Below are 18611 nucleotides of genomic sequence, written 5' to 3'. Positions count from 1 at the left end.
ATGCAATCTTTTTTTTATTCTGAAATATTAAGCGCCATTAAAATAGGTGAAAAACTATTGGCAATCTTAGTAGATCCAGAGAAGTTTAACCGCGACACAGTTTCCGAATTTTTAGAACAAATTCCGAAAGAAACAACCCACCTTTTTGTAGGTGGAAGTACAGATATTCACAATCAAATTTCTTTAGTTGTTGCAACCTTAAAAAGGCAATCGAATCTGCCAGTGTTCTTGTTTCCTGGTAACCATCAGCAAATCGAAGAAACTGCTGATGCCTTATTGTTCTTGTCTTTACATTCCGGTAGAAATCCAGAGTATTTAATAGGGCAACAAGTAAAAGCTGCTGCTTTATTAAATAAGTCTAATTTAGAAATTATTCCTACTAGTTATTTATTAATTGATGGGGGCCATGATTCTGCCGTAGCTAGGGTCAGTGAGACCGATGCGATGTCGCAAGATGAAGTAGAAGATATTTTGAATACAGCACTGGCGGGCCAATTAATGGGTGCGAAGCTTTTATATCTAGAAGCAGGGAGTGGTGCGAAAATCCCAGTTTCAGTGGAGATTATTAAAGCGGTGAAAGAAACGGTATCCATCCCAGTAATTGTTGGCGGAGGGATTAAAACACAAACACAATGTAAGCAAGCTTATGCTGCAGGGGCAGACTTTATTGTAATGGGTACGGTATTTGAAGAGGGATGAGATTAAGCCTTTTCCTATTGGGTTAAGATTTTCTTTTTTTGTGATTTCTTCAAACCTTATCTTTACAGCATAAACTTACATCAATGAATATTTCAGTAGAACTTACGCTTACTCCACTTCATGATAATTTTGAGCCGCCAATTATCAACTTTATAAAAAACCTTCGTGATTCTGGTCTTAAGGTGCTCGAGAATCCACTAAGCACTCAAGTGTATGGTGATTATGACACAGTGATGAACGTGTTGCAAGTAGAAATGAAAACCGCTTTAGAGTCTGTTGATAAGGGACTGCTTTATATAAAAATTGTAAAATCTGATAGAAGCGATTATGAGCCCCATTTTTGATTTTCTCTTTGGACAGTACTCCGAGTCTAGCTCGATAGATATTATTCTAGAGTTAGTGGCTGTATTTTTTGGCCTACTGTCGGTAATTTTTTCTTGGCGCAATAATATTTTAGTCTTTCCTGCTGGGATGATCAGTACCGCTATTTTTGTGTACTTATTATTAAAATGGGCCTTGTTGGGTGATATGATGATTAATGGGTACTACTTTATGATGAGCGTCTATGGTTGGTATATATGGACACGTAAAGTAAATGCAACCCAAGTGACCCCTATTACGAGAACAAGTGTCAAAGAGCATAAAATTTCTGCAGTAATCTTTGTCACCACACTGTTATTTGTATTTGTTGTCTATCAGGTATTTGACAAGTGGAATTCGTGGACAGCTTACGTAGACACTATTACTACAGCTATTTTTTTTGTTGGGATGTGGTTGATGGCAAAGCGTAAAGTAGAGAACTGGATCTACTGGATTATAGGTGATGTTATTTCGGTTCCTTTGTATTTTTACAAAGGATTTACATTTACAAGTTTTCAATATTTTTTATTCACTTTTATTGCCATAGGAGGCTACTTTGCATGGAAAAAACAGATACACAAGCGGAAAGCTCTTGTATAAAGGTCGTGCTTTTTGGGCCGGAATCTTCTGGTAAAACCACATTGGCAAAAGCACTTGCAGCGCATTATAATGCTGCCTGGGTGCCAGAATATATGCGCACGTATTTACAAGCCAAGTGGGATGAAAAAAATGAAATATGTACAAAAGAAGATTTGATTACTATTGCTAAAGGACAGATGCAATTAGAAAACAAAATTTCGGCTAAAGAAAATGACTACGTATTTTGCGATACAAACCTAGATGAACTTATTGTTTACTCAAAATATTATTATGATGGTTTTTGTCCGGAGCCTATTATAAATGATGCTGCACAAGCTAACTACAACTTATATTTACTCACGTATATAGACACGCCTTGGGAAAAGGATGATTTACGAGACAGACCTAATGATAGATTGGTATTATTCTCTATTTTTGAAAAATATTTAAAAGATAATAATCTCCCCTACCTTACTTTAAAAGGTACAAGAGAAGAGCGCTTGCAGATAGCCGTGAATGCTATAGAACACTTATGTAAATAAAGAAATGGTCACACCAGAAGATGAAGCGTATTTATGCACGAAGGGAATAACTATCGACGAAGTCGAAAAACAACGTGAAGCACTTATTCACGGGATTCCTTATGCAAATGTAGTAACAGCGGCAACCTTGGGTAATGGTGTAGAATCTTATACGGAGGCTGAGAGAAAACAGCTAGTAGCCAAATATGATGAGATTCGTAAAAAAATTGACATTGTTAAGTTTGTGCCAGCTTCAGGTGCCGCAACTAGAATGTTCAAGCATCTCAAGCAATTTTCAGAAAATTTTGATCCTGAAGAAGAATCTATAAACACCTATTTAAATCAAAAAGAAAATACGCTAACTAAGGAGTTTTTTGTACATTTTAAAGACTTTGCATTCACAAACCTAGTTCGTAAAAAGATTAGGGAAAAGTACCCAGACTTTAAAAAAATGACCAAAGGCCCTCGGTTTAAGGTAGTCGCAGAATTGCTTCTTAAAAAAAGCGGATTGGGATATGAAGACTTACCTAAGGGGTTGGTTCCATTTCATAAATACATAAAATATTATACAACAGCCTTTGAAGAACAGTTGTATGAAACTGCGTTTTATGCCGCTTCAGGTGAGGGGGCTAAGTTGCATTTTACCTTTGCAGAGGAGCACTTATATAAATTTAAGGAAGTGTATCCGGGTATAAAAAAGCGTGTAACTAAAAAAACAAAAACAGATTTTGAAATTACCTACTCGTTTCAAAAAAAAGAGACAAGTGCCATAGCGGTTGATAGTCAGTTTAATTTAATACGAACGGCTACTAACCAATTACTGCTGAGACCGTCAGGTCATGGTGCACTGCTCAGCAACCTCAATGACATTGATGCAGATATCGTTTTTATAAAAAACATAGACAATGTGGTGAGTGAGGATTATGTTCCAGAAATAGCACATTATAAAAAAGTGCTCGCTGGAAAACTTGTCGATACTCAAAAGCAAGTTTTTAAATACATTCATCAGATTGATAAAGGGGTAGATCTGGAAAAATTGAACGAGATAAAATCATTTGTTTGGAACCACTTGTATTGCAAGTCTAAACCGGAAACAGCACAACAACTTAGAACCATATTAAATCGACCAATTCGGGTTTGTGGCGTGGTTCAAAATACGGGTGCTCCTGGTGGTGGGCCTTTCTGGGTCAGAGAAAACGATACCGATTCCTTGCAAATTGTGGAAGCTGCCCAAATAGATATGAATAATGTGTCCCAGAAAAAATCACTAGAGGAAGCTACACATTTTAATCCAGTGGATGTAGTTTGTGGGGTGCGAGATTATCAAGGTAAGAAGTTTGATCTATTCGATTTTAGGGATGCGAACAGTGGGTTTATAACTCAAAAATCTTATGATGGATTGCCAATAAAAGTATTAGAACTTCCTGGACTTTGGAACGGTGCCATGGCACGGTGGAACACGATTTTTATAGAAGTTCCCTTATCAACATTCAGCCCTGTAAAAACGGTCAATGATCTTATTAAAAAAGTACACAGACCTTTAGCATAATGGACAAGATTCTTTTAATTACTGAGCTTAACTTTAAGGCCGTTCGTAGCAGTGGGCCCGGAGGACAGCACGTAAATAAAACTTCGTCAAAGGTGGAGGCACACTTTAATCTAACAAATACAAACGCGCTTTCTATGGCTGAAATAGCGCGCCTTTCAGAAAAACTAAAAAAAAGAATATCCAGTGAAGGAACGCTCGTGCTTGCCTGTGGCGAATCCCGAAGCCAACATAGGAATAAGGCGATTGTAATCGAGCGTATGCTTCATCTTATTGCAGAAAGTTTAAAGGTTCGAAAAAAGCGAAAGAAAACAAAACCTTCTAGAGCCGCGGTAGAGAAGCGATTGCGTTCTAAAAAAAACAAAGCATTAAAAAAGACTAATAGGAAACGTCCATCTTTAGATTAATTTTTTTTTAAAAAATAGCATTTCATTCTAAAACGATTACTATCTTTGTTGCTCATCTCAAAGGGGTGCTTAATCGATTAACGATTTAACATTGTAGATTGAAGATTTCAAAACTAATAGTTTTAAAAATCTAATATTGAAAATAACAAATCATAAATCTTTCAGGCTGAGATTACACCCATAGAACCTAGAACAGGTAATGCTGTTTAGGAATTGTACTGTCGCATCGAGCGCAGTCGAGATGTAATTGTCGAGCAATCTAACATGTCTCGACTGCGCTCGACCAGACACCATTTATATTTTTTAACAAGAATAATTGCCCCTTTTATTCGTCTTAATTTTTAGATCGAATGAAAAACAGTGTCATTTCTGCAGCCATAATGTTAGTAGCATTTAGCGCGTCCTCTCAAGTTAAAGTACAAGATACTACGAAGGTTGAAAAACTAGAAGAAGTATTTATTAAGTCTGTTCGTGTAGCGGCAGATTCTCCTATTACACACTCAAACCTTAGCGCTAAGGACCTCGAGAAAAGGAACCTAGGACAAGATATTCCTTATATGTTAAGCTATATGCCTTCTGTTGTCACGACGAGTGATGCAGGTGCAGGTGTGGGGTACACGTATTTTAGAGTTCGGGGTAGCGATGGTTCTCGAATTAATGTCACACTTAACGGAATCCCCTTTAATGACGCAGAGAGCCAAGGAACGTTTTTTGTGAATTTACCAGATTTTACCTCGAGCGTAGAGAGTTTGCAATTGCAACGTGGCGTGGGAACGTCTACAAACGGAAGTGGTGCTTTTGGAGCAAGTCTAAACCTTTTAACAGATGCGGTACAAAAAGAAGCTGGCGGGTCTATTTCAAATTCGCTTGGGTCTTATAACACCAGAAAGCATAATGTGAAATTCACAACAGGACTTTTAAATGACCATATAGAAATCGCCGGACGGCTTTCAAATATAACTAGTGATGGCTATATAGATCGAGCCTCTTCAGATTTGAAGTCTTATTTCTTGCAAGGGTCTTATCAAGATAGAAACACATTAATTAAAGCAATCGCTTTTGGTGGTAGAGAAGAAACCTATCAAGCTTATTACGGTATTGATGCGGAGACCTTAGCGAGTGACAGAACCTTCAACACGGTAGGACAGCAGTTTGATGCCGATGGAAATTTTGAAGGATTCTATGACAATGAGGTAGATAACTACGCCCAAGATCATTATCAATTACTTTGGAACCAGAAGTTAAACAGCAATTGGAGTACCAACCTCTCGCTCAATTATACCTACGGGCGTGGTTATTTTGAACAGTATGTGGACGATTACTATTACTCAAATGTTTTGTTTAGTGGCGCGAGTCAGTTTGATTTCTTAGGAGCAGAACCAGTTGTGATAGGGGGAGAGACGGTTACATCTACAGATTATTTACGTCGTCGCTGGTTAGATAATGACTTTTATGTAGTAAACGGTAATGTAAATTACAAAGATGAAAACTGGGACATCTCAGGTGGGCTATTTTACAGTTACTACGATGGCGATCATTATGGCGAAGTAATATATAGTGAATTCCCCACTGGTTATGATTACAAGGAACGATATTATGATGGTAACGGGGTCAAGAAAGAAGCCGCCATCTTTTCAAAAGCTACGTATAAAATAAATAATCAATGGTCTGCTTTTGCAGATCTACAAGGCAGATTTGTAAATCATACCACGAGTGGGTTAACGTCAGATCGTGAGCCTTTAGTTGTAGATGTGAATTATGATTTTTTTAATCCAAAAGCTGGAGTTTCTTACAAGTATAATGACGCAAACCAGTTGTATGCTTCTTATGGTAGGGCCAATCGGGAACCACGAAGAAGTGATTTTGAGAATGGACTTTTTACCGCAGAACGACTTGATGATATTGAGTTAGGTTGGCGTTTTGCTTCGGAAACTTTAAAGTTAAACACAAATGCTTTTTATATGTTTTATAAAGACCAATTAATACTCACAGGAGCGATTGATGATGTGGGAGCACCCATAAGAGCGAGTAGCGGGAAGAGCTATCGTTTGGGAGTAGAAATAGATGCCACCCTGGATATTTCAGAAAAAATAAGACTACAACCAAATGTTGCCATTAGCACCAATAAAAATAAAGATTTCTTCTTCGAGAGAGACGGTGTATTAACAAATCTAGGAGATACAAATCTTGCCTTCTCTCCATCTGTGGTAGCGGGTAATGCTATTTTATATAGGCCGATGAAGCATTTTGAAATTGGATTTCTATCTAAGTACGTCAGCCAGCAATATATGGGTAATATCGATAGCGATGCCTCAGTACTGGATGCTTATTTTGTAAGTGATATAAACCTTGTGTATACGCTTAAAGATGTTCCTGTAGTTAGGGAGATTGTGTTTTCTGGACTCGTGAATAATATTTTTAATAAAGAGTACGTGAACAATGGCTACTTCTTTACGTATGATGATGATTTTAGTGCGCCAGGAACGATTACAACTGTTGAAGGTGCCGGATTTTATCCACAAGCCACGATTAACTTTTTAGTAGGAGCGACCGTTAAGTTTTAATTAGAAATACGCACAGAATTACCAGTACGCACCGCGTTATATCGTTGCATTGGGTAGGTAGAAGGCTGGCTTTGATGCTGGCCGGTAACAATATCATAGGTGTTAGAATCCGTCGTGCAAGGACAGGAAGCAAGGATTCCTTCCAGGTCCATAGTCGAACAACTATTAGGTAGGTGATTTGGGTCTGCTAAATCGAAAGCAGTGTATAAATCGTTATTAACATTGTAGACAACCACACCACGAACACCTAGCTGCTCTAAGATTACAGAATTACCCGGAAAATTAAGGCCATTGTATTCTGGTAAATCAAGATTGAGATTAATATTTACTAGGGGATAGATAAGGTTTGGATTGTCATCATCTTGGTCATCATTACGTTTACAGGATGCAAAAATAAAGGCGAATGCTAAAAAGTATAAGATGTATTTCATAACGTTTTGTGGTGGCACCTTTTAAATTATGTGCAAAGATGCAATAATTATTTTTTTGTATATTTGTTTAAAGAAACCCCGTGTTGAATGGGGTTTTTTTTATTCCTGCGAACCTGAGTTAAATGTGCGTCTTAAAGACTGCATCTCACATTCTAGCGGGAATCTTAATTTATAAAAATCACGAAGTACAATCTTCTGTCGATTAAAACGAAATAATTATGAGTAAAGTATCATATTATACCCGGGAGGGATTACATAGTCTCAAAGAAGAGCTGAACCAGTTAAAGGATATTGAGCGTCCAGCTGCGTCTAACGCAATTGGAGAGGCACGTGATAAGGGTGACTTGAGTGAGAATGCTGAGTATGACGCCGCTAAAGAAGCGCAGGGAATGCTAGAAATGCGTATTTCTAAGCTGGAAGCTGTAGTAGCAAATGCGAGGGTAATTGACGAGTCACAGCTGGATACCACTAAGGTGCTGATTCATTCTACCGTAAAAATAAAGAACCAAACTACGGGAGCAATAATGACGTATAAACTAGTGGCGCAGAGCGAGGCAGACGTTAAAACTGGATTACTTTCGGTAGATTCTCCTATTGGGAAAGGATTATTAGGAAAAGAAGTAGGAGGTCACGCAGAGATTCAAGTGCCTAATGGCACTATGAAGTTTGAAATTGTAGAAATATCTCGAGACTAGATGGCTTCTATTTTTACAAAAATAATAGAAGGAGAAATCCCTTGCTACAAAGTAGCCGAAGATAATAAGCACATTGCATTTCTGGATATTAACCCAAATGCAAAAGGCCACACTTTATGTGTGCCAAAAGATGAGGAAAATAAAATCTTTGATCTTGATAAGGCAGGATATGCAGATTTAATGGAGTTCTCCAGAAAAGTAGCGATTGCATTAGAAAAAACGGTGCCTTGTAATCGTGTTGGGATGTCCGTGATAGGACTAGAAGTTCCTCACGTGCACGTGCATCTCATCCCCTTAAACGACATGAGCGAAATGACTTTTCAGTCTAAAGTGAAGTTGGGTAAAGATGAGTTTGTGGCCTTAGCAAAAGAGATTGCGGGTAATTTATAGTGATTAAATTTTTGATTTGAAAGTGGATTTCTCTAATCTCTAATTATTCCAACGAAGCAACCCGCATCACAATCTCCATCGTTGTTCCTTTACCCAAAACACTATGAATTACGCGTATACGGCCGTTGTGGTATTCTTCTATAATACGCTTTGCAAGAGAAAGCCCTAATCCCCAACCGCGCTTTTTTGTAGTAAATCCTGGTCTGAAGATGTTTCTAAAATTCTTTTTTGAGATTCCTTTTCCTGCATCTGTGATTTGGATGTAAACATATTTTCCTTTTTGCTCCATCCTTATGTGGATGATCCCTTTTCCTCTCATGGCGTCGATGCCATTTTTAACTAGATTTTCTATAGTCCAGCTATAGAGCTGTGGGTTAAGGTTGACCGGGATTTTCTGATCTGGAATTTCTAGTTTAAAATCTACAAGCCTTGACGTTCTGTTTTTTAGATACTCATAAGATTCAGTTGTTTCTTTTACTATATCTAGCTCGTGCAATACAGGTAAGGAACCTACCTTGCCAAAACGGTCTGCAATCGTTTCTAGTCTTTTAATATCTACGTTCATTTCGTTTAGATATTCAGGATTCACATCTTCTGATCGTAAGATTTCGCTCCATCCTAATAGGGAGGAAAGCGGAGTGCCTATCTGGTGGGCGGTTTCTTTTGCCATCCCTGCCCAAAGACGATTTTGTTCTGCCGAGCGAGAGGTGCGGTAAAAGAAATAAAGTGCTGATACAAAGAGCGATATTATTAGTACTAACAATAATGGGTAATATTTAAGCTTGTTGATTAATGGAGAATTTCCGTAGTAAATAGTCGTGTACACTTTACTCTTGTATTCTGAAATTATAGGTTCGTTTTCAGAAGCAAAATTTACTATTAAACCATCTCTTTTTTTAACAGTAGAAATACGAGTGGAATCTAGGTTGCGGTAGTTATATGTGCTGTCTAGATGGTTAAAAGCAATCATCGGTGTTGTCGTATTTGCCTCCATTATGGATTGCACAAGATTGAGCTGTGTTCCACTTAAATCTTGCGTGGCAAACTCCCGTTGCGCAGCTGTCCAGATCTCCATTTTAACACGCTCATTGTCTTTTAAGTTATTGAAAACTGCATAGGAATTCCAGAAAACCAATGAAATAATAACTAAAGAAATAAGGATTAAAAACCATCTACCAAACGCAGAATATTGAAACATATAAGATTATTTTTTATTACTGAGATAGGAATTACAATACAACAGCAAACACGGTTTAAATATAAAGTAAAATTGTTAATATTATTGTGCAACTCAATTTTTACAAAGCATCGCCTTTGCCTACATTTGCGGCTATGCTTAGTATTTCACCTAAAGATATCAAAACAGCACAATTACACGGGTACCTACTGGGCGCCGTGTCACCGCGACCTATCTGTTTTGCAAGTACCGTGGATAGCGACGGGAATGTGAACCTTTCACCCTATAGCTTTTTCAATGTTTTTAGTGCTAATCCGCCGATATTAATATTTTCGCCAGCGAGACGCGTCCGTGATAATACGACAAAGCACACCTTAGAAAACGTTTTAGCCACAAAAGAAGTGGTGATTAATATAGTGAGTTATGATATGGTACAGCAAATGTCCTTGTCATCCACAGAATATGCAGAAGGAGTAAATGAGTTTGTGAAAGCAGGTTTTACAGAAGCCCCTTCCGTAAAAGTGAAGCCACCAAGAGTGGCAGAAGCTCCAGTGCAGCTAGAATGCAAAGTAAACGAAGTAGTGGCTTTAGGCAATGAAGGTGGAGCAGGAAACCTAGTGATTTGTGAAGTGGTACAATTACACATCGATGAAAATATTCTAGATGCAGAAGGTAAGATTGATCCTGCAAAAATAGATGCCGTGGCTAGAATGGGCGGTAACTGGTACAGCAGGGCAAAAACAGGAATGTTTGAAGTGCCAAAACCGTTGTCAACACTAGGAATAGGAGTGGATACATTACCAGAAGCAATACGTTTTAGTACCGTATTAACGGGTAATGACTTAGGAATGTTAGCAAATGTAGAGCAGCTGCCATTTGGCAATGCTTCTGCAGATATAAAGATGCATAAAAAAGCCCAAGCGTTATTAGGTCAAGGAGATCTTACCGCCGCTTGGCACACTTTAATAAAGTAAATTAATTAATAACTAAACAGATTGCCATTAAGCTTATAAGCTATGATGGAAACACACACAAAAAATGGAAGTACAAGGAAAGATTAAATTAATCGGAGAAACGCAAACTTTTGGTAGTAACGGTTTCAGAAAAAGAGAATTGGTAGTGGTAACGGAGGAGCAATACCCACAACCTATAATGGTTGAGTTTGTGCAAGACAAAACGGACTTACTTAACAACTTTGGCGTAGGTCAAGAAGTTAAAGTAAGTATCAACTTAAGAGGCAGAGAATGGGAAGATCCTAAAACGAACACTACCCGCTATTTTAACTCTATTCAAGGATGGAGAATAGAAAGTGCGCAAGCAGGAGCAGGAGCGCCAGATATGCCTCCTATGCCACCAATGGAGACATTTACTCCAGCAGATAATTTAAATACGGAGGACAATGATGATTTGCCTTTCTAATGTAAGGTAAATTCTATTGTAGTATAAAATGCTAAAACCACACATCTCTATGTGTGGTTTTTTATTTCTGAAATATCAATCATTCAAAACCTCTACTTTTGATCTAAGATTGTTCGTGTCACTACTATTAATTTACTTAAAACAATGATTCCACATATTTCGACTATGTCTTTTCCAGATCCTCGTGATGCTAGTCTCGATGGACTACTGGCGTATGGAGGTGAACTCAATGAGGAGCGTTTGTTGCTTGCCTATAACAGCGGTATTTTTCCTTGGTATAATGAATATGATCCTGTCTTATGGTGGAGTCCAGACCCGAGAATGGTACTATTTCCTAAAAAATTTAAAGTATCAAAATCCCTTAAAAAGACTATTGTCTCACAAAAATTTACGGTCACATTTAATACCGCCTTTGAGAAGGTGATTACACACTGTGCAAAAGTGAAAAGAGAAGGGCAAGATGGCACCTGGATTACTTCAGAAATGGTAGCGGCATATTTAAACCTGCATGAGTTGGGTCTTGCGCTATCGGTAGAGGTGTGGTATGAAAAAGAATTGGTAGGTGGCTTATACGGTATCGACTTAAAACACAAAAAAGTATTCTGTGGCGAGAGTATGTTTGCACTAATGAGCGATGCTTCAAAAGTGGGCTTCTATTATCTAGTGGAGCGCTTAAAGGCCGAGAACTATCAATTGATAGATTGTCAGGTTTACACCGCCCATCTCGAAAGCTTGGGAGCAGAGGAGGTTAAAAGACTCACATTTTTATCATATTTAGAAGATTGAGCTGTTATGGAGTTCATTAAATTTTAAGTATTTAGGTATATTTGATTTCCCAAAATTAAGTTTTCATGAAATGTATACTACGAACCATTTTTCTCTGTGCTATCATTTTTTCAGGTCAGCACATTTTCGCGCAACAAAACGACGCATTACCAAAAGGACTTTCCGAAGTTGAAAAAGGACTAATAACCGATTATCAATTTACGAGTACAGCGCAACGCACTCCCGCGCCGTCATCACCTGTAAGAGCCGCAGCAGAATGGGAAGAGGTAGAGTATCTCGTTGTTACTTGGGAAAACAACTACCTAAATATCTTGCGCCAGATTGTTGCTGTTGGTGTGCAGGAAGCGAAGGTGATTATCGTAACACAAAATGAAAATAGCGTTAACAATTATTTAGAAAGCAACGGCATAGACACTACAAATATCACATACTTAAACAGAGAATGGGATAGTATCTGGATCCGTGATTATGCAGGAAACACCGTGTATACAGATGATGTAGGAGAACGCGCTCTTGTAGATTGGATCTATAACAGACCAAGACCAAATGACAATACAATACCTTCAGCACACGCAGAATTGTTAGATATACCTATTTATATCACAGACAATAGCCCTAACGATTTAGTAAACACAGGCGGAAACTACATGTCTGATGGCTTAGGAAATGCCTTTGCATCAGATCTTATTCTAGAAGAAAATTCAGCGGGTAACCCTTATAACGTTTCAGTAAAAAGTGAATCTCAGATTGACCAGATAATGGAAGATTATATGGGAATCACTAATTATATCAAAATGGAAACATTGCCATATGACGCAATTCACCATATCGATATGCACATGAAGTTATTAGATGAAGAAACGCTATTAGTGAGCAGATACCCAGAAGGGGTTGCAGATGGCCCGCAGATTGAAGAGAATATAGATTATGTGTTGAGTAATTTTAATTCGCCGTTTGGGACTCCCTACAAGGTAAAATGGATAGACGCTCCGCCAAGTACAAGCGGTGCATATCCAGATACAAATGGGTATTATAGAACTTACAGTAATTCTATAATTATCAATAAATCTATTTTAGTGCCTACATATAGACCAGAAGTTGATGCGGCAGCACTTGCTTATTATGAAGAGTTAATGCCGGGATATAATGTTGTGGGAATCGATGTTGATGATCCAGAAGAAACTTTGATTGCGGCATTTGGAGCAATTCATTGTATCACACATACCATAGGAGTAGATGAGCCATTGTTAATTGTACACCAGCCGGTTGCAAATGCGGCGCCATCGGCTACGGTTGCTATAGATGCATCTATCAAACATATTTCTGATGTTGCCCAAGCAAAAGTGTACTGGAGGGAGCAAGGAGATACAGTGTATCAAGAAGTGGCCATGTCTGCTACAGGAGATTATATGTGGACGGCAGAAATAAATATGCCAAGCTCAAACATAGATGTTGAGTATTACATTTGGGCTGCAGCTAATTCTGGTAAATCACTAGCGCGACCATTGGTTGCTCCAGCAGGATACTGGCGCATTAATGTAGATGTATTGGCAACACAAGAGTACGCTGCAGCAAACATCGCGGGTCCTTATCCTAATCCTACCACAGATGAGGTGCGATTTAATTTTACGACACAATTTTCAGAAATGAACGTGATGATTACGAACATCTTAGGGCAAGAATTATTTCACAATGATTTTACAAACGTAGAAGGCGAACTTAGTCTTGACTTAAAAGTACAATGGCAGGGTACATTGTTTGTGACCTTTAGTGGAGACTTCGGGAACGTCACAAAGAAGATACTTAAGCTTTAATAAGAAAATAGCTATAAAAAAACCGCTTCTCACGAACGTGTTTTTTTTTGTTTTCAGGACTAACTAAGTGCTTTATATCTAAAACAATCTTCTCCGTGATCATTCACCATACCTATGGCTTGCATAAGGGCGTAGATCACGGTGCTACCTACAAATTTAAATCCGCGTTTTTTTAAGTCTTTACTTAGCTCAGTACTAAGCTCTGTATTTGCTGGCAGATCACTTGGTGCCTTACAATGGGTTTGCAATGGCTTTCCATCTACAAAGCCCCAAATGTAATCGCTAAAGCTCCCAAACTCTTTCTGGATGTTCATAAAAGCCTGTGCATTGGTAATCGTAGCGTTCACTTTTAATCGATTCCTGATAATACCTGCGTCCAGTAGTAGTGCCTCCACTTTCGTATCTGGATAGTGGGCGATTTTTTTATAGTCAAAAGCATCAAAGGCTTTTCTAAAGTTTTCGCGTTTTCTCAATACAGTAATCCAACTTAAACCAGCTTGAAAAGTCTCGAGCGTCAAAAACTCAAAAAGCCTGTCGTCATCTTTCACGGGTTCGCCCCATTCCGTATCGTGATAGGCTACATAGAGCGGGTCTGTGCCGCACCAACTACAACGGTTTATTTCCATAATTACATTTTTTAATTAGGTTTTTTAAAGATAGTAAGAAATTGTAAATTACTTCGTCAAAGTAGCATATGGAAACAGTACATACAAAATCAATTATTGCCGAAAGTTTAAAATCTGCAATGAGTTATACAGCATATAGAGCGCTCACAGAAGCGCATATAGAGAACAAATCAAGCACGGGTCCAGACCAAAGTGAAGCATTTGTAAACTATACCAAGTTGGGTGGTGCAAGAATGAGAAGACTTGATAAAACGGTTAAAATTTCAGAAGAAATACAAGGAATGGCCACGTCATTTGATAAGAAGATAACCTGGCTCGTTATTTCTGAATCATGGTGCGGGGATGCAGCTCACGCTTTACCGGTGATTAATAAAATTACAGAATTATCAGATAAAATTGAACTCAAAATTGTCCTACGAGACGAGCACATAGAACTAATGAATCAATACCTGACCAATGGTGGGATGTCTATCCCAAAGTTGATACAGATAGAAGGTGGTGTCGTAACCCAAACTTGGGGGCCGCGTCCATCTACTGCTACGGCGATGGTCAACGATTATAAAAAGACGAACGGTGGCTTGACTCCAGAATTTAAAGAATCGCTTCAAGGATGGTATAATAAAGATAAAGGACAGACTATTGCACGCGATATTGCAGCTTTTTTATCTTAATTCTGGCCAGGAAAATTATAGGTAATTGTACCCATCTGTGATGGTTTTAAAGAAGCAGATGTAAAGGTGCTTTGGTTTGCATACGATAATGCTTCATCAATGAGACATTCATTTGTAGTAGAGCTTAGTGATGCTGCATAGGTAACGTCTATAACTTTACCTTTAGCATTTACTGAAATCGTGATTACGATACGGCCACCAGATTCACAGAGATAAACGGGGTTAGGTAGAAAAACGGCTGTTCTATCTATAAGTCGATAACTGTTGGTGCTGTTTCGGTTATTCGATTTTCCAGAGGACGCGGGAGTTTTTGTTACTTGCTTTTTATCTATGGCAACAGTTGTTGGAGCACTTTCGCTTGGGAGTACTCCGGCTTTAGTAACTTGGTCAAGGGCTTCTATTTTTTCTTCAAACTCAGATTTTTCACTGTTTCTATCCTGCTCAAGTTCGTCTATAAAATCTTTTGCTTCATTGTATGCGCTGTGTGTTTCTACCTTATTGATCGAGATATTGTCGAGAGGTGTTATTTCTTCTTCAAATTGTTTAGGCTCTTGATATTCTATGTCGTATACTTTTTCAAGCTCGGTCTTTTCGCTATTTAATTTAATACTAGCAAAGGCGAAAGCCAAACACATGAAAATGAGTGTGGTGACAAGTAATGATCTGTATGCTGGATTTTTTAACACGATTTTATTATAACTAAAACTATGCAAATTTCCGAAAAAAGCACTGCTTTTATTACTTATTTAAGAGCACTTTAACCCTTTAGCATTGTTTCAAACGCTTCTATGCTTATTGCGTTAGTAACTTCAAAATCACCTATTTTAGTTCTTCTCAAGGCAGAAAGGTGCGCGCCATTATCTAATGCCTGACCAAAATCATGCGCTAAAGAACGAATGTACGTCCCTTTGCTACAAGCCACTCTAAAGTGTACTTCTGGCATTTGAATGCTTGTAATTTCAAATGCTGATATATTGATTTTACGTGTTGGTATTTCAACGGTTTCGCCAGCTCGCGCATATTCATACAAGCGCTTGCCTTCCTTCTTTAAGGCGGAGAAAATGGGAGGGCGCTGGTCAATTTCGCCAGTAAACTGCTTCGTATTTTCAAAAATAGCCGCTTCACTTATTTCTGAAATATCAAAGGTAGCGTCTACTTCGGTCTCCAGATCATAGCTTGGCGTTGTGGAACCTATGGTAATCGTGCCGGTGTATTCTTTGTGCTGAGCTTGGTAGGTTTCTATTTGTTTGGTAAACTTTCCTGTACACAAAATAAGTAATCCTGTTGCCAAAGGATCGAGTGTGCCTGCGTGCCCCACTTTTATTTTCTTTATCCCATAGTGCTGCTTAATCAACCACCGCACTTTATTCACTACTTGAAAAGAGGTCCATGTGAGCGGTTTGTCAATAAGGATGACCTGTCCGGTTTGATATTCTTCTAGGGTGAGGGTGTTTTTCATTAGTTGTTTTTATACCCCATTTTAATAAAAATATCAAATGGGGCGCAGTTTAAATCTTTCAAGGTTGCCAAGATTCATTGGCATCAACTGCGCTCAGGCTGACAGTTGACTTTGTTAAAGACTAGGGTAGAAACCAACTACAATAGCAATCAGTCCAACCACTAAACAGTAAATAGCAAAATAAGAAAGCTTACTTTTCTTTACGAGTTTGATCATCCATGAACAAGCAATCAATCCGCTTATAAAAGCGGCTGCAAACCCAATAGAAAGAGTGCCTAGATTTTCAGTATTGGAGGTGATTTCTCCACTCATTAAATCCTTAGCTATTAAGCCAAAAATCACAGGTATTACCATTAAGAAAGAGAAACGAGCTGCCTTACTCTTATCGTTTCCTAATAATACGGAGGTGGATATCGTAGCGCCACTGCGCGAAATCCCTGGTAATGTAGCAATTGCTTGTGAAATACCTATGAGTAAAGAATCCAAAATAGACACCTTCTTTTCTGTATCTTTTGCCTTATCTGCAAGCCACAATAAAACAGCCGTACACAGTAGCATAAAGCCTACAAATATCACAGGTGTATATCCTTCAAACAAACTGTTTTTAACTAATAGAGATTTTAAAAAGTCTTCTAATAATAAGCCTACAATTACTACAGGAATCATCGAAATCACAATTTTTGAAACAAATTGAGTTTCTTCATTCCATTTGAATTCAAATAATCCTTTTAAAAGTATCCAAATATCTTTTCTAAAAACAACCATGGTACTTAAAGCAGTAGCAAAGTGAAGTACTACCGTAAATAGCAGACTCTCATCTGCCGTTGATGTATCACCAAGAATGGCTTTCCCTAATTCTAAATGACCACTAGAGGACACTGGTAAAAATTCTGTAAACCCTTGAATAATCCCAAGGAGGATCGCGTCTATCGCTTCCATTTATTCTTCTGTTTTCCCCGGATTGAGTAAAATTGCGTACACTTCAATCCCAAAACCAAGTAAGATAAGTGCTGGTGCCAGACGGATACGTCTCCAGTTATAGATTTCTGGATTGAAAACGTTAGGGTCATCACTGCCGCCACCTGTCATTAAAATAAAACCAAGTGCTATAAAGGCAATCCCAATCAACATAAACTTATAGTTTTTGCGATGAAATATGAAGTGGCTTTTCTGCTGCTGTTCTTTTCGTTTTTGTTCTCCCATAGTTATTGCCCACGGAGGTGGGTATCGTTAAATGCTGTATAAATTGTATCGTTCTCTACTACAAGTTATACGATGCTATTAGTATAAGATCCTGTAATTGTTTTTGCTAGATGTAATGTGACTTCCTTATTTAGTGTTTTCTCTCTGAACTCCCGCAAGGTATACCCATTTTCTAAAGCTCTATTTATATAAGCCATCTGCCCTCCATTTTCTTTAAAAGCGACATCTTTTACGCCACCTTCATAAATAGTATCAACTCGTATGGTGAGTATATTGCACTCCTCTGGTTTCGGGCTTTGCATAATACACCCCGTAAAACTATGCATAAGCAATGCAATTACAATTATTTTAATAGTATAAGTCATCAGTTCTTAAATTTAAAAAACGCTGTGTAGCTATATACGTGCTTAGCCAAGTAATGACGATACCCATTAAAAAGATAAATAAAAACAAGCCAGCTAAGAGTAGTTTGTCTTGAATGATCTGTAATTCTGGAAAACTCTTATCTGCATAATAAATAATACCAGCTAGCCCGAACATTGCAACAATGGCTCCAATAAAACCTAAGCGAACACTACGCCATACAAAAGGTCTTCTAATAAAACGCTTGGTAGCACCCACCATTTGCATGGTCTTTATCGTAAAACGTTTTGCATATACTGAGAGTCTAATAGAACTGTTAATGAGTAAAATGGCAATGACTAAGAATACCCCTGCAATTACGAGCATCCAAAAACTAATCTTCCGCACGTTACTGTCCAGTTTTTCTATAAGGGGTTTGTCATAAACCACATCATCTACAAAAGACTTGCTTTTGATATCATTTACAATTTCTTCTATCTTATCTGGGGTTACATATTCTGCCATCACCCTCACATCAATACTATTCTGTAATGGGTTGTCACCTAGATACTCCATAAAATCTTCACCAATCACGTCACTATGTTCTTCTGCCGCTTCTTCTTTGGTAACGTAAGTGGCATCTTTTGTGTAAGCGGCTAATGCTAAGCTTTGTTTAAGTTGTGTGACTTCTACTTCTTTTGCTGAGTCTTTTAAAAAGACTACAATAGGAATTTGTTCTTTAAAATAGTCCCCTACCTTTTTACTGTTAAGCACCAGTAGCCCTAACAATCCCAGTAAAAATAGCACCAAAGAAATACTTAGTACTACAGAAAAGTAAGAAGTAAAAAGTCTTCGTTTTTGATAAGTTTCGTACGATTTGCTCATAGATGATTGCTGCCCTTAGGTTCACAAAAATACACAG

Annotated in this window: 23 protein-coding genes; 14 read left to right on the top strand and 9 right to left on the bottom strand. The window is 38.1% G+C overall.

Annotation, left to right across the window (positions count from 1 at the left end; all coding sequences use genetic code 11):
• From ABXT71_RS02435 to ABXT71_RS02405, 7 genes are all read left to right on the top strand, one after another.
• Positions 1 to 699 carry a geranylgeranylglyceryl/heptaprenylglyceryl phosphate synthase gene (locus ABXT71_RS02435; RefSeq protein ID WP_415372211.1) on the top strand — a complete coding sequence of 233 codons (699 nt, stop codon included), beginning with the start codon at positions 1 to 3 and terminating at the stop codon, positions 697 to 699.
• An 83-nt stretch (positions 700 to 782) separates the two neighbouring features.
• Positions 783 to 1043 carry a thiamine-binding protein gene (locus ABXT71_RS02430; RefSeq protein WP_415372210.1) on the top strand — a complete coding sequence of 87 codons (261 nt, stop codon included), beginning with the start codon at positions 783 to 785 and terminating at the stop codon, positions 1041 to 1043.
• Positions 1027 to 1659, top strand: a complete 633-nt coding sequence (gene pnuC, locus ABXT71_RS02425; RefSeq protein ID WP_415372209.1) for a nicotinamide riboside transporter PnuC — start codon at positions 1027 to 1029, stop codon at positions 1657 to 1659. Before ABXT71_RS02430 ends, pnuC begins: the two co-directional genes overlap by 17 nt.
• On the top strand, positions 1620 to 2180 hold the full coding sequence (locus tag ABXT71_RS02420) for an AAA family ATPase (protein ID WP_415372208.1): 561 nt from the start codon (positions 1620 to 1622) through the stop codon (positions 2178 to 2180). The genes pnuC and ABXT71_RS02420 overlap by 40 nt, the downstream gene beginning before the upstream one ends.
• 4 nt (positions 2181 to 2184) lie before the next feature.
• The gene (locus tag ABXT71_RS02415; protein WP_415372207.1) at positions 2185 to 3708 is read left to right on the top strand and encodes a DUF4301 family protein; all 1524 of its coding nucleotides are present in this window, start codon (positions 2185 to 2187) and stop codon (positions 3706 to 3708) included.
• Entirely contained in the window at positions 3708 to 4112 is a 405-nt protein-coding gene (gene arfB, locus ABXT71_RS02410) for an alternative ribosome rescue aminoacyl-tRNA hydrolase ArfB (RefSeq protein WP_415372206.1), read from the top strand. Before ABXT71_RS02415 ends, arfB begins: the two co-directional genes overlap by 1 nt.
• A gap of 350 nt (positions 4113 to 4462) precedes the next feature.
• Positions 4463 to 6676 carry a TonB-dependent receptor gene (locus ABXT71_RS02405; RefSeq protein WP_415372205.1) on the top strand — a complete coding sequence of 738 codons (2214 nt, stop codon included), beginning with the start codon at positions 4463 to 4465 and terminating at the stop codon, positions 6674 to 6676.
• On the opposite strand, the gene ABXT71_RS02400 is transcribed toward ABXT71_RS02405, so the two are convergent.
• The gene (locus ABXT71_RS02400) at positions 6673 to 7107 is read right to left on the bottom strand and encodes a hypothetical protein (protein ID WP_415372204.1); all 435 of its coding nucleotides are present in this window, start codon (positions 7105 to 7107) and stop codon (positions 6673 to 6675) included. The genes ABXT71_RS02405 and ABXT71_RS02400 overlap by 4 nt on opposite strands.
• 218 nt (positions 7108 to 7325) lie before the next feature.
• On the opposite strand from ABXT71_RS02400, the gene greA reads away from it, so the two are divergent.
• Positions 7326 to 7802: a transcription elongation factor GreA gene (gene greA / locus ABXT71_RS02395; protein ID WP_415372203.1), complete on the top strand. Its 477-nt coding sequence runs from the start codon at positions 7326 to 7328 to the stop codon at positions 7800 to 7802.
• Positions 7803 to 8192: an HIT family protein gene (locus ABXT71_RS02390; protein WP_415372202.1), complete on the top strand. Its 390-nt coding sequence runs from the start codon at positions 7803 to 7805 to the stop codon at positions 8190 to 8192.
• A 43-nt stretch (positions 8193 to 8235) separates the two neighbouring features.
• Here the strand turns inward: ABXT71_RS02390 and ABXT71_RS02385 are convergent, their stop codons facing one another.
• Positions 8236 to 9390: a sensor histidine kinase gene (locus tag ABXT71_RS02385; RefSeq protein ID WP_415372201.1), complete on the bottom strand. Its 1155-nt coding sequence runs from the start codon at positions 9388 to 9390 to the stop codon at positions 8236 to 8238.
• 134 nt (positions 9391 to 9524) lie between these two features.
• On the opposite strand from ABXT71_RS02385, the gene ABXT71_RS02380 reads away from it, so the two are divergent.
• The 4 genes from ABXT71_RS02380 to ABXT71_RS02365 all read left to right on the top strand — a co-directional run bounded on the left by ABXT71_RS02380 (position 9525) and on the right by ABXT71_RS02365 (position 13388).
• Positions 9525 to 10343: a flavin reductase family protein gene (locus ABXT71_RS02380; RefSeq protein ID WP_415372200.1), complete on the top strand. Its 819-nt coding sequence runs from the start codon at positions 9525 to 9527 to the stop codon at positions 10341 to 10343.
• 64 nt (positions 10344 to 10407) lie between these two features.
• Positions 10408 to 10788 (top strand): DUF3127 domain-containing protein, encoded by a 381-nt coding sequence (locus ABXT71_RS02375; protein WP_415372199.1) that lies wholly within the window; start codon positions 10408 to 10410, stop codon positions 10786 to 10788.
• Between the two features lie 144 nt (positions 10789 to 10932).
• The gene (gene aat, locus ABXT71_RS02370) at positions 10933 to 11574 is read left to right on the top strand and encodes a leucyl/phenylalanyl-tRNA--protein transferase (protein ID WP_415372198.1); all 642 of its coding nucleotides are present in this window, start codon (positions 10933 to 10935) and stop codon (positions 11572 to 11574) included.
• Between the two features lie 65 nt (positions 11575 to 11639).
• Positions 11640 to 13388 carry an agmatine deiminase family protein gene (locus ABXT71_RS02365; protein ID WP_415372197.1) on the top strand — a complete coding sequence of 583 codons (1749 nt, stop codon included), beginning with the start codon at positions 11640 to 11642 and terminating at the stop codon, positions 13386 to 13388.
• Between the two features lie 59 nt (positions 13389 to 13447).
• On the opposite strand, the gene ABXT71_RS02360 is transcribed toward ABXT71_RS02365, so the two are convergent.
• The gene (locus ABXT71_RS02360; protein ID WP_415372196.1) at positions 13448 to 14014 is read right to left on the bottom strand and encodes a DNA-3-methyladenine glycosylase I; all 567 of its coding nucleotides are present in this window, start codon (positions 14012 to 14014) and stop codon (positions 13448 to 13450) included.
• Positions 14015 to 14082: 68 nt separating this feature from the next.
• Here ABXT71_RS02360 and ABXT71_RS02355 point away from each other — a divergent pair, with 68 nt between their 5' ends.
• Positions 14083 to 14685, top strand: a complete 603-nt coding sequence (locus tag ABXT71_RS02355) for a thioredoxin family protein (protein WP_415372195.1) — start codon at positions 14083 to 14085, stop codon at positions 14683 to 14685.
• On the opposite strand, the gene ABXT71_RS02350 is transcribed toward ABXT71_RS02355, so the two are convergent.
• The 6 genes from ABXT71_RS02350 to ABXT71_RS02325 all read right to left on the bottom strand — a co-directional run bounded on the left by ABXT71_RS02350 (position 14682) and on the right by ABXT71_RS02325 (position 18574).
• On the bottom strand, positions 14682 to 15371 hold the full coding sequence (locus ABXT71_RS02350) for a hypothetical protein (RefSeq protein WP_415372194.1): 690 nt from the start codon (positions 15369 to 15371) through the stop codon (positions 14682 to 14684). The genes ABXT71_RS02355 and ABXT71_RS02350 overlap by 4 nt on opposite strands.
• 71 nt (positions 15372 to 15442) lie before the next feature.
• On the bottom strand, positions 15443 to 16144 hold the full coding sequence (gene truB, locus ABXT71_RS02345; protein ID WP_415372193.1) for a tRNA pseudouridine(55) synthase TruB: 702 nt from the start codon (positions 16142 to 16144) through the stop codon (positions 15443 to 15445).
• A gap of 114 nt (positions 16145 to 16258) precedes the next feature.
• Entirely contained in the window at positions 16259 to 17083 is an 825-nt protein-coding gene (locus ABXT71_RS02340; RefSeq protein WP_415372192.1) for an undecaprenyl-diphosphate phosphatase, read from the bottom strand.
• A complete protein-coding gene (locus tag ABXT71_RS02335) occupies positions 17084 to 17347 on the bottom strand; it encodes a DUF3098 domain-containing protein (RefSeq protein WP_415372191.1) in 264 nt (87 codons plus the stop codon).
• A gap of 65 nt (positions 17348 to 17412) precedes the next feature.
• Entirely contained in the window at positions 17413 to 17649 is a 237-nt protein-coding gene (locus tag ABXT71_RS02330) for a hypothetical protein (protein ID WP_415372190.1), read from the bottom strand.
• Positions 17650 to 17695: 46 nt separating this feature from the next.
• The gene (locus ABXT71_RS02325) at positions 17696 to 18574 is read right to left on the bottom strand and encodes a cell division protein FtsX (RefSeq protein ID WP_415372189.1); all 879 of its coding nucleotides are present in this window, start codon (positions 18572 to 18574) and stop codon (positions 17696 to 17698) included.
• Between the last annotated feature and the right edge of the window lie 37 nt (positions 18575 to 18611).

Origin of the sequence: Patiriisocius sp. Uisw_047 (genome assembly GCF_047730165.1) — a bacterium.
In the GTDB taxonomy this organism is placed as follows: domain Bacteria; phylum Bacteroidota; class Bacteroidia; order Flavobacteriales; family Flavobacteriaceae; genus Patiriisocius.
Note: the sequence above shows the minus strand (reverse complement) of the source record. Positions and strands in the feature narration are given on the sequence as shown.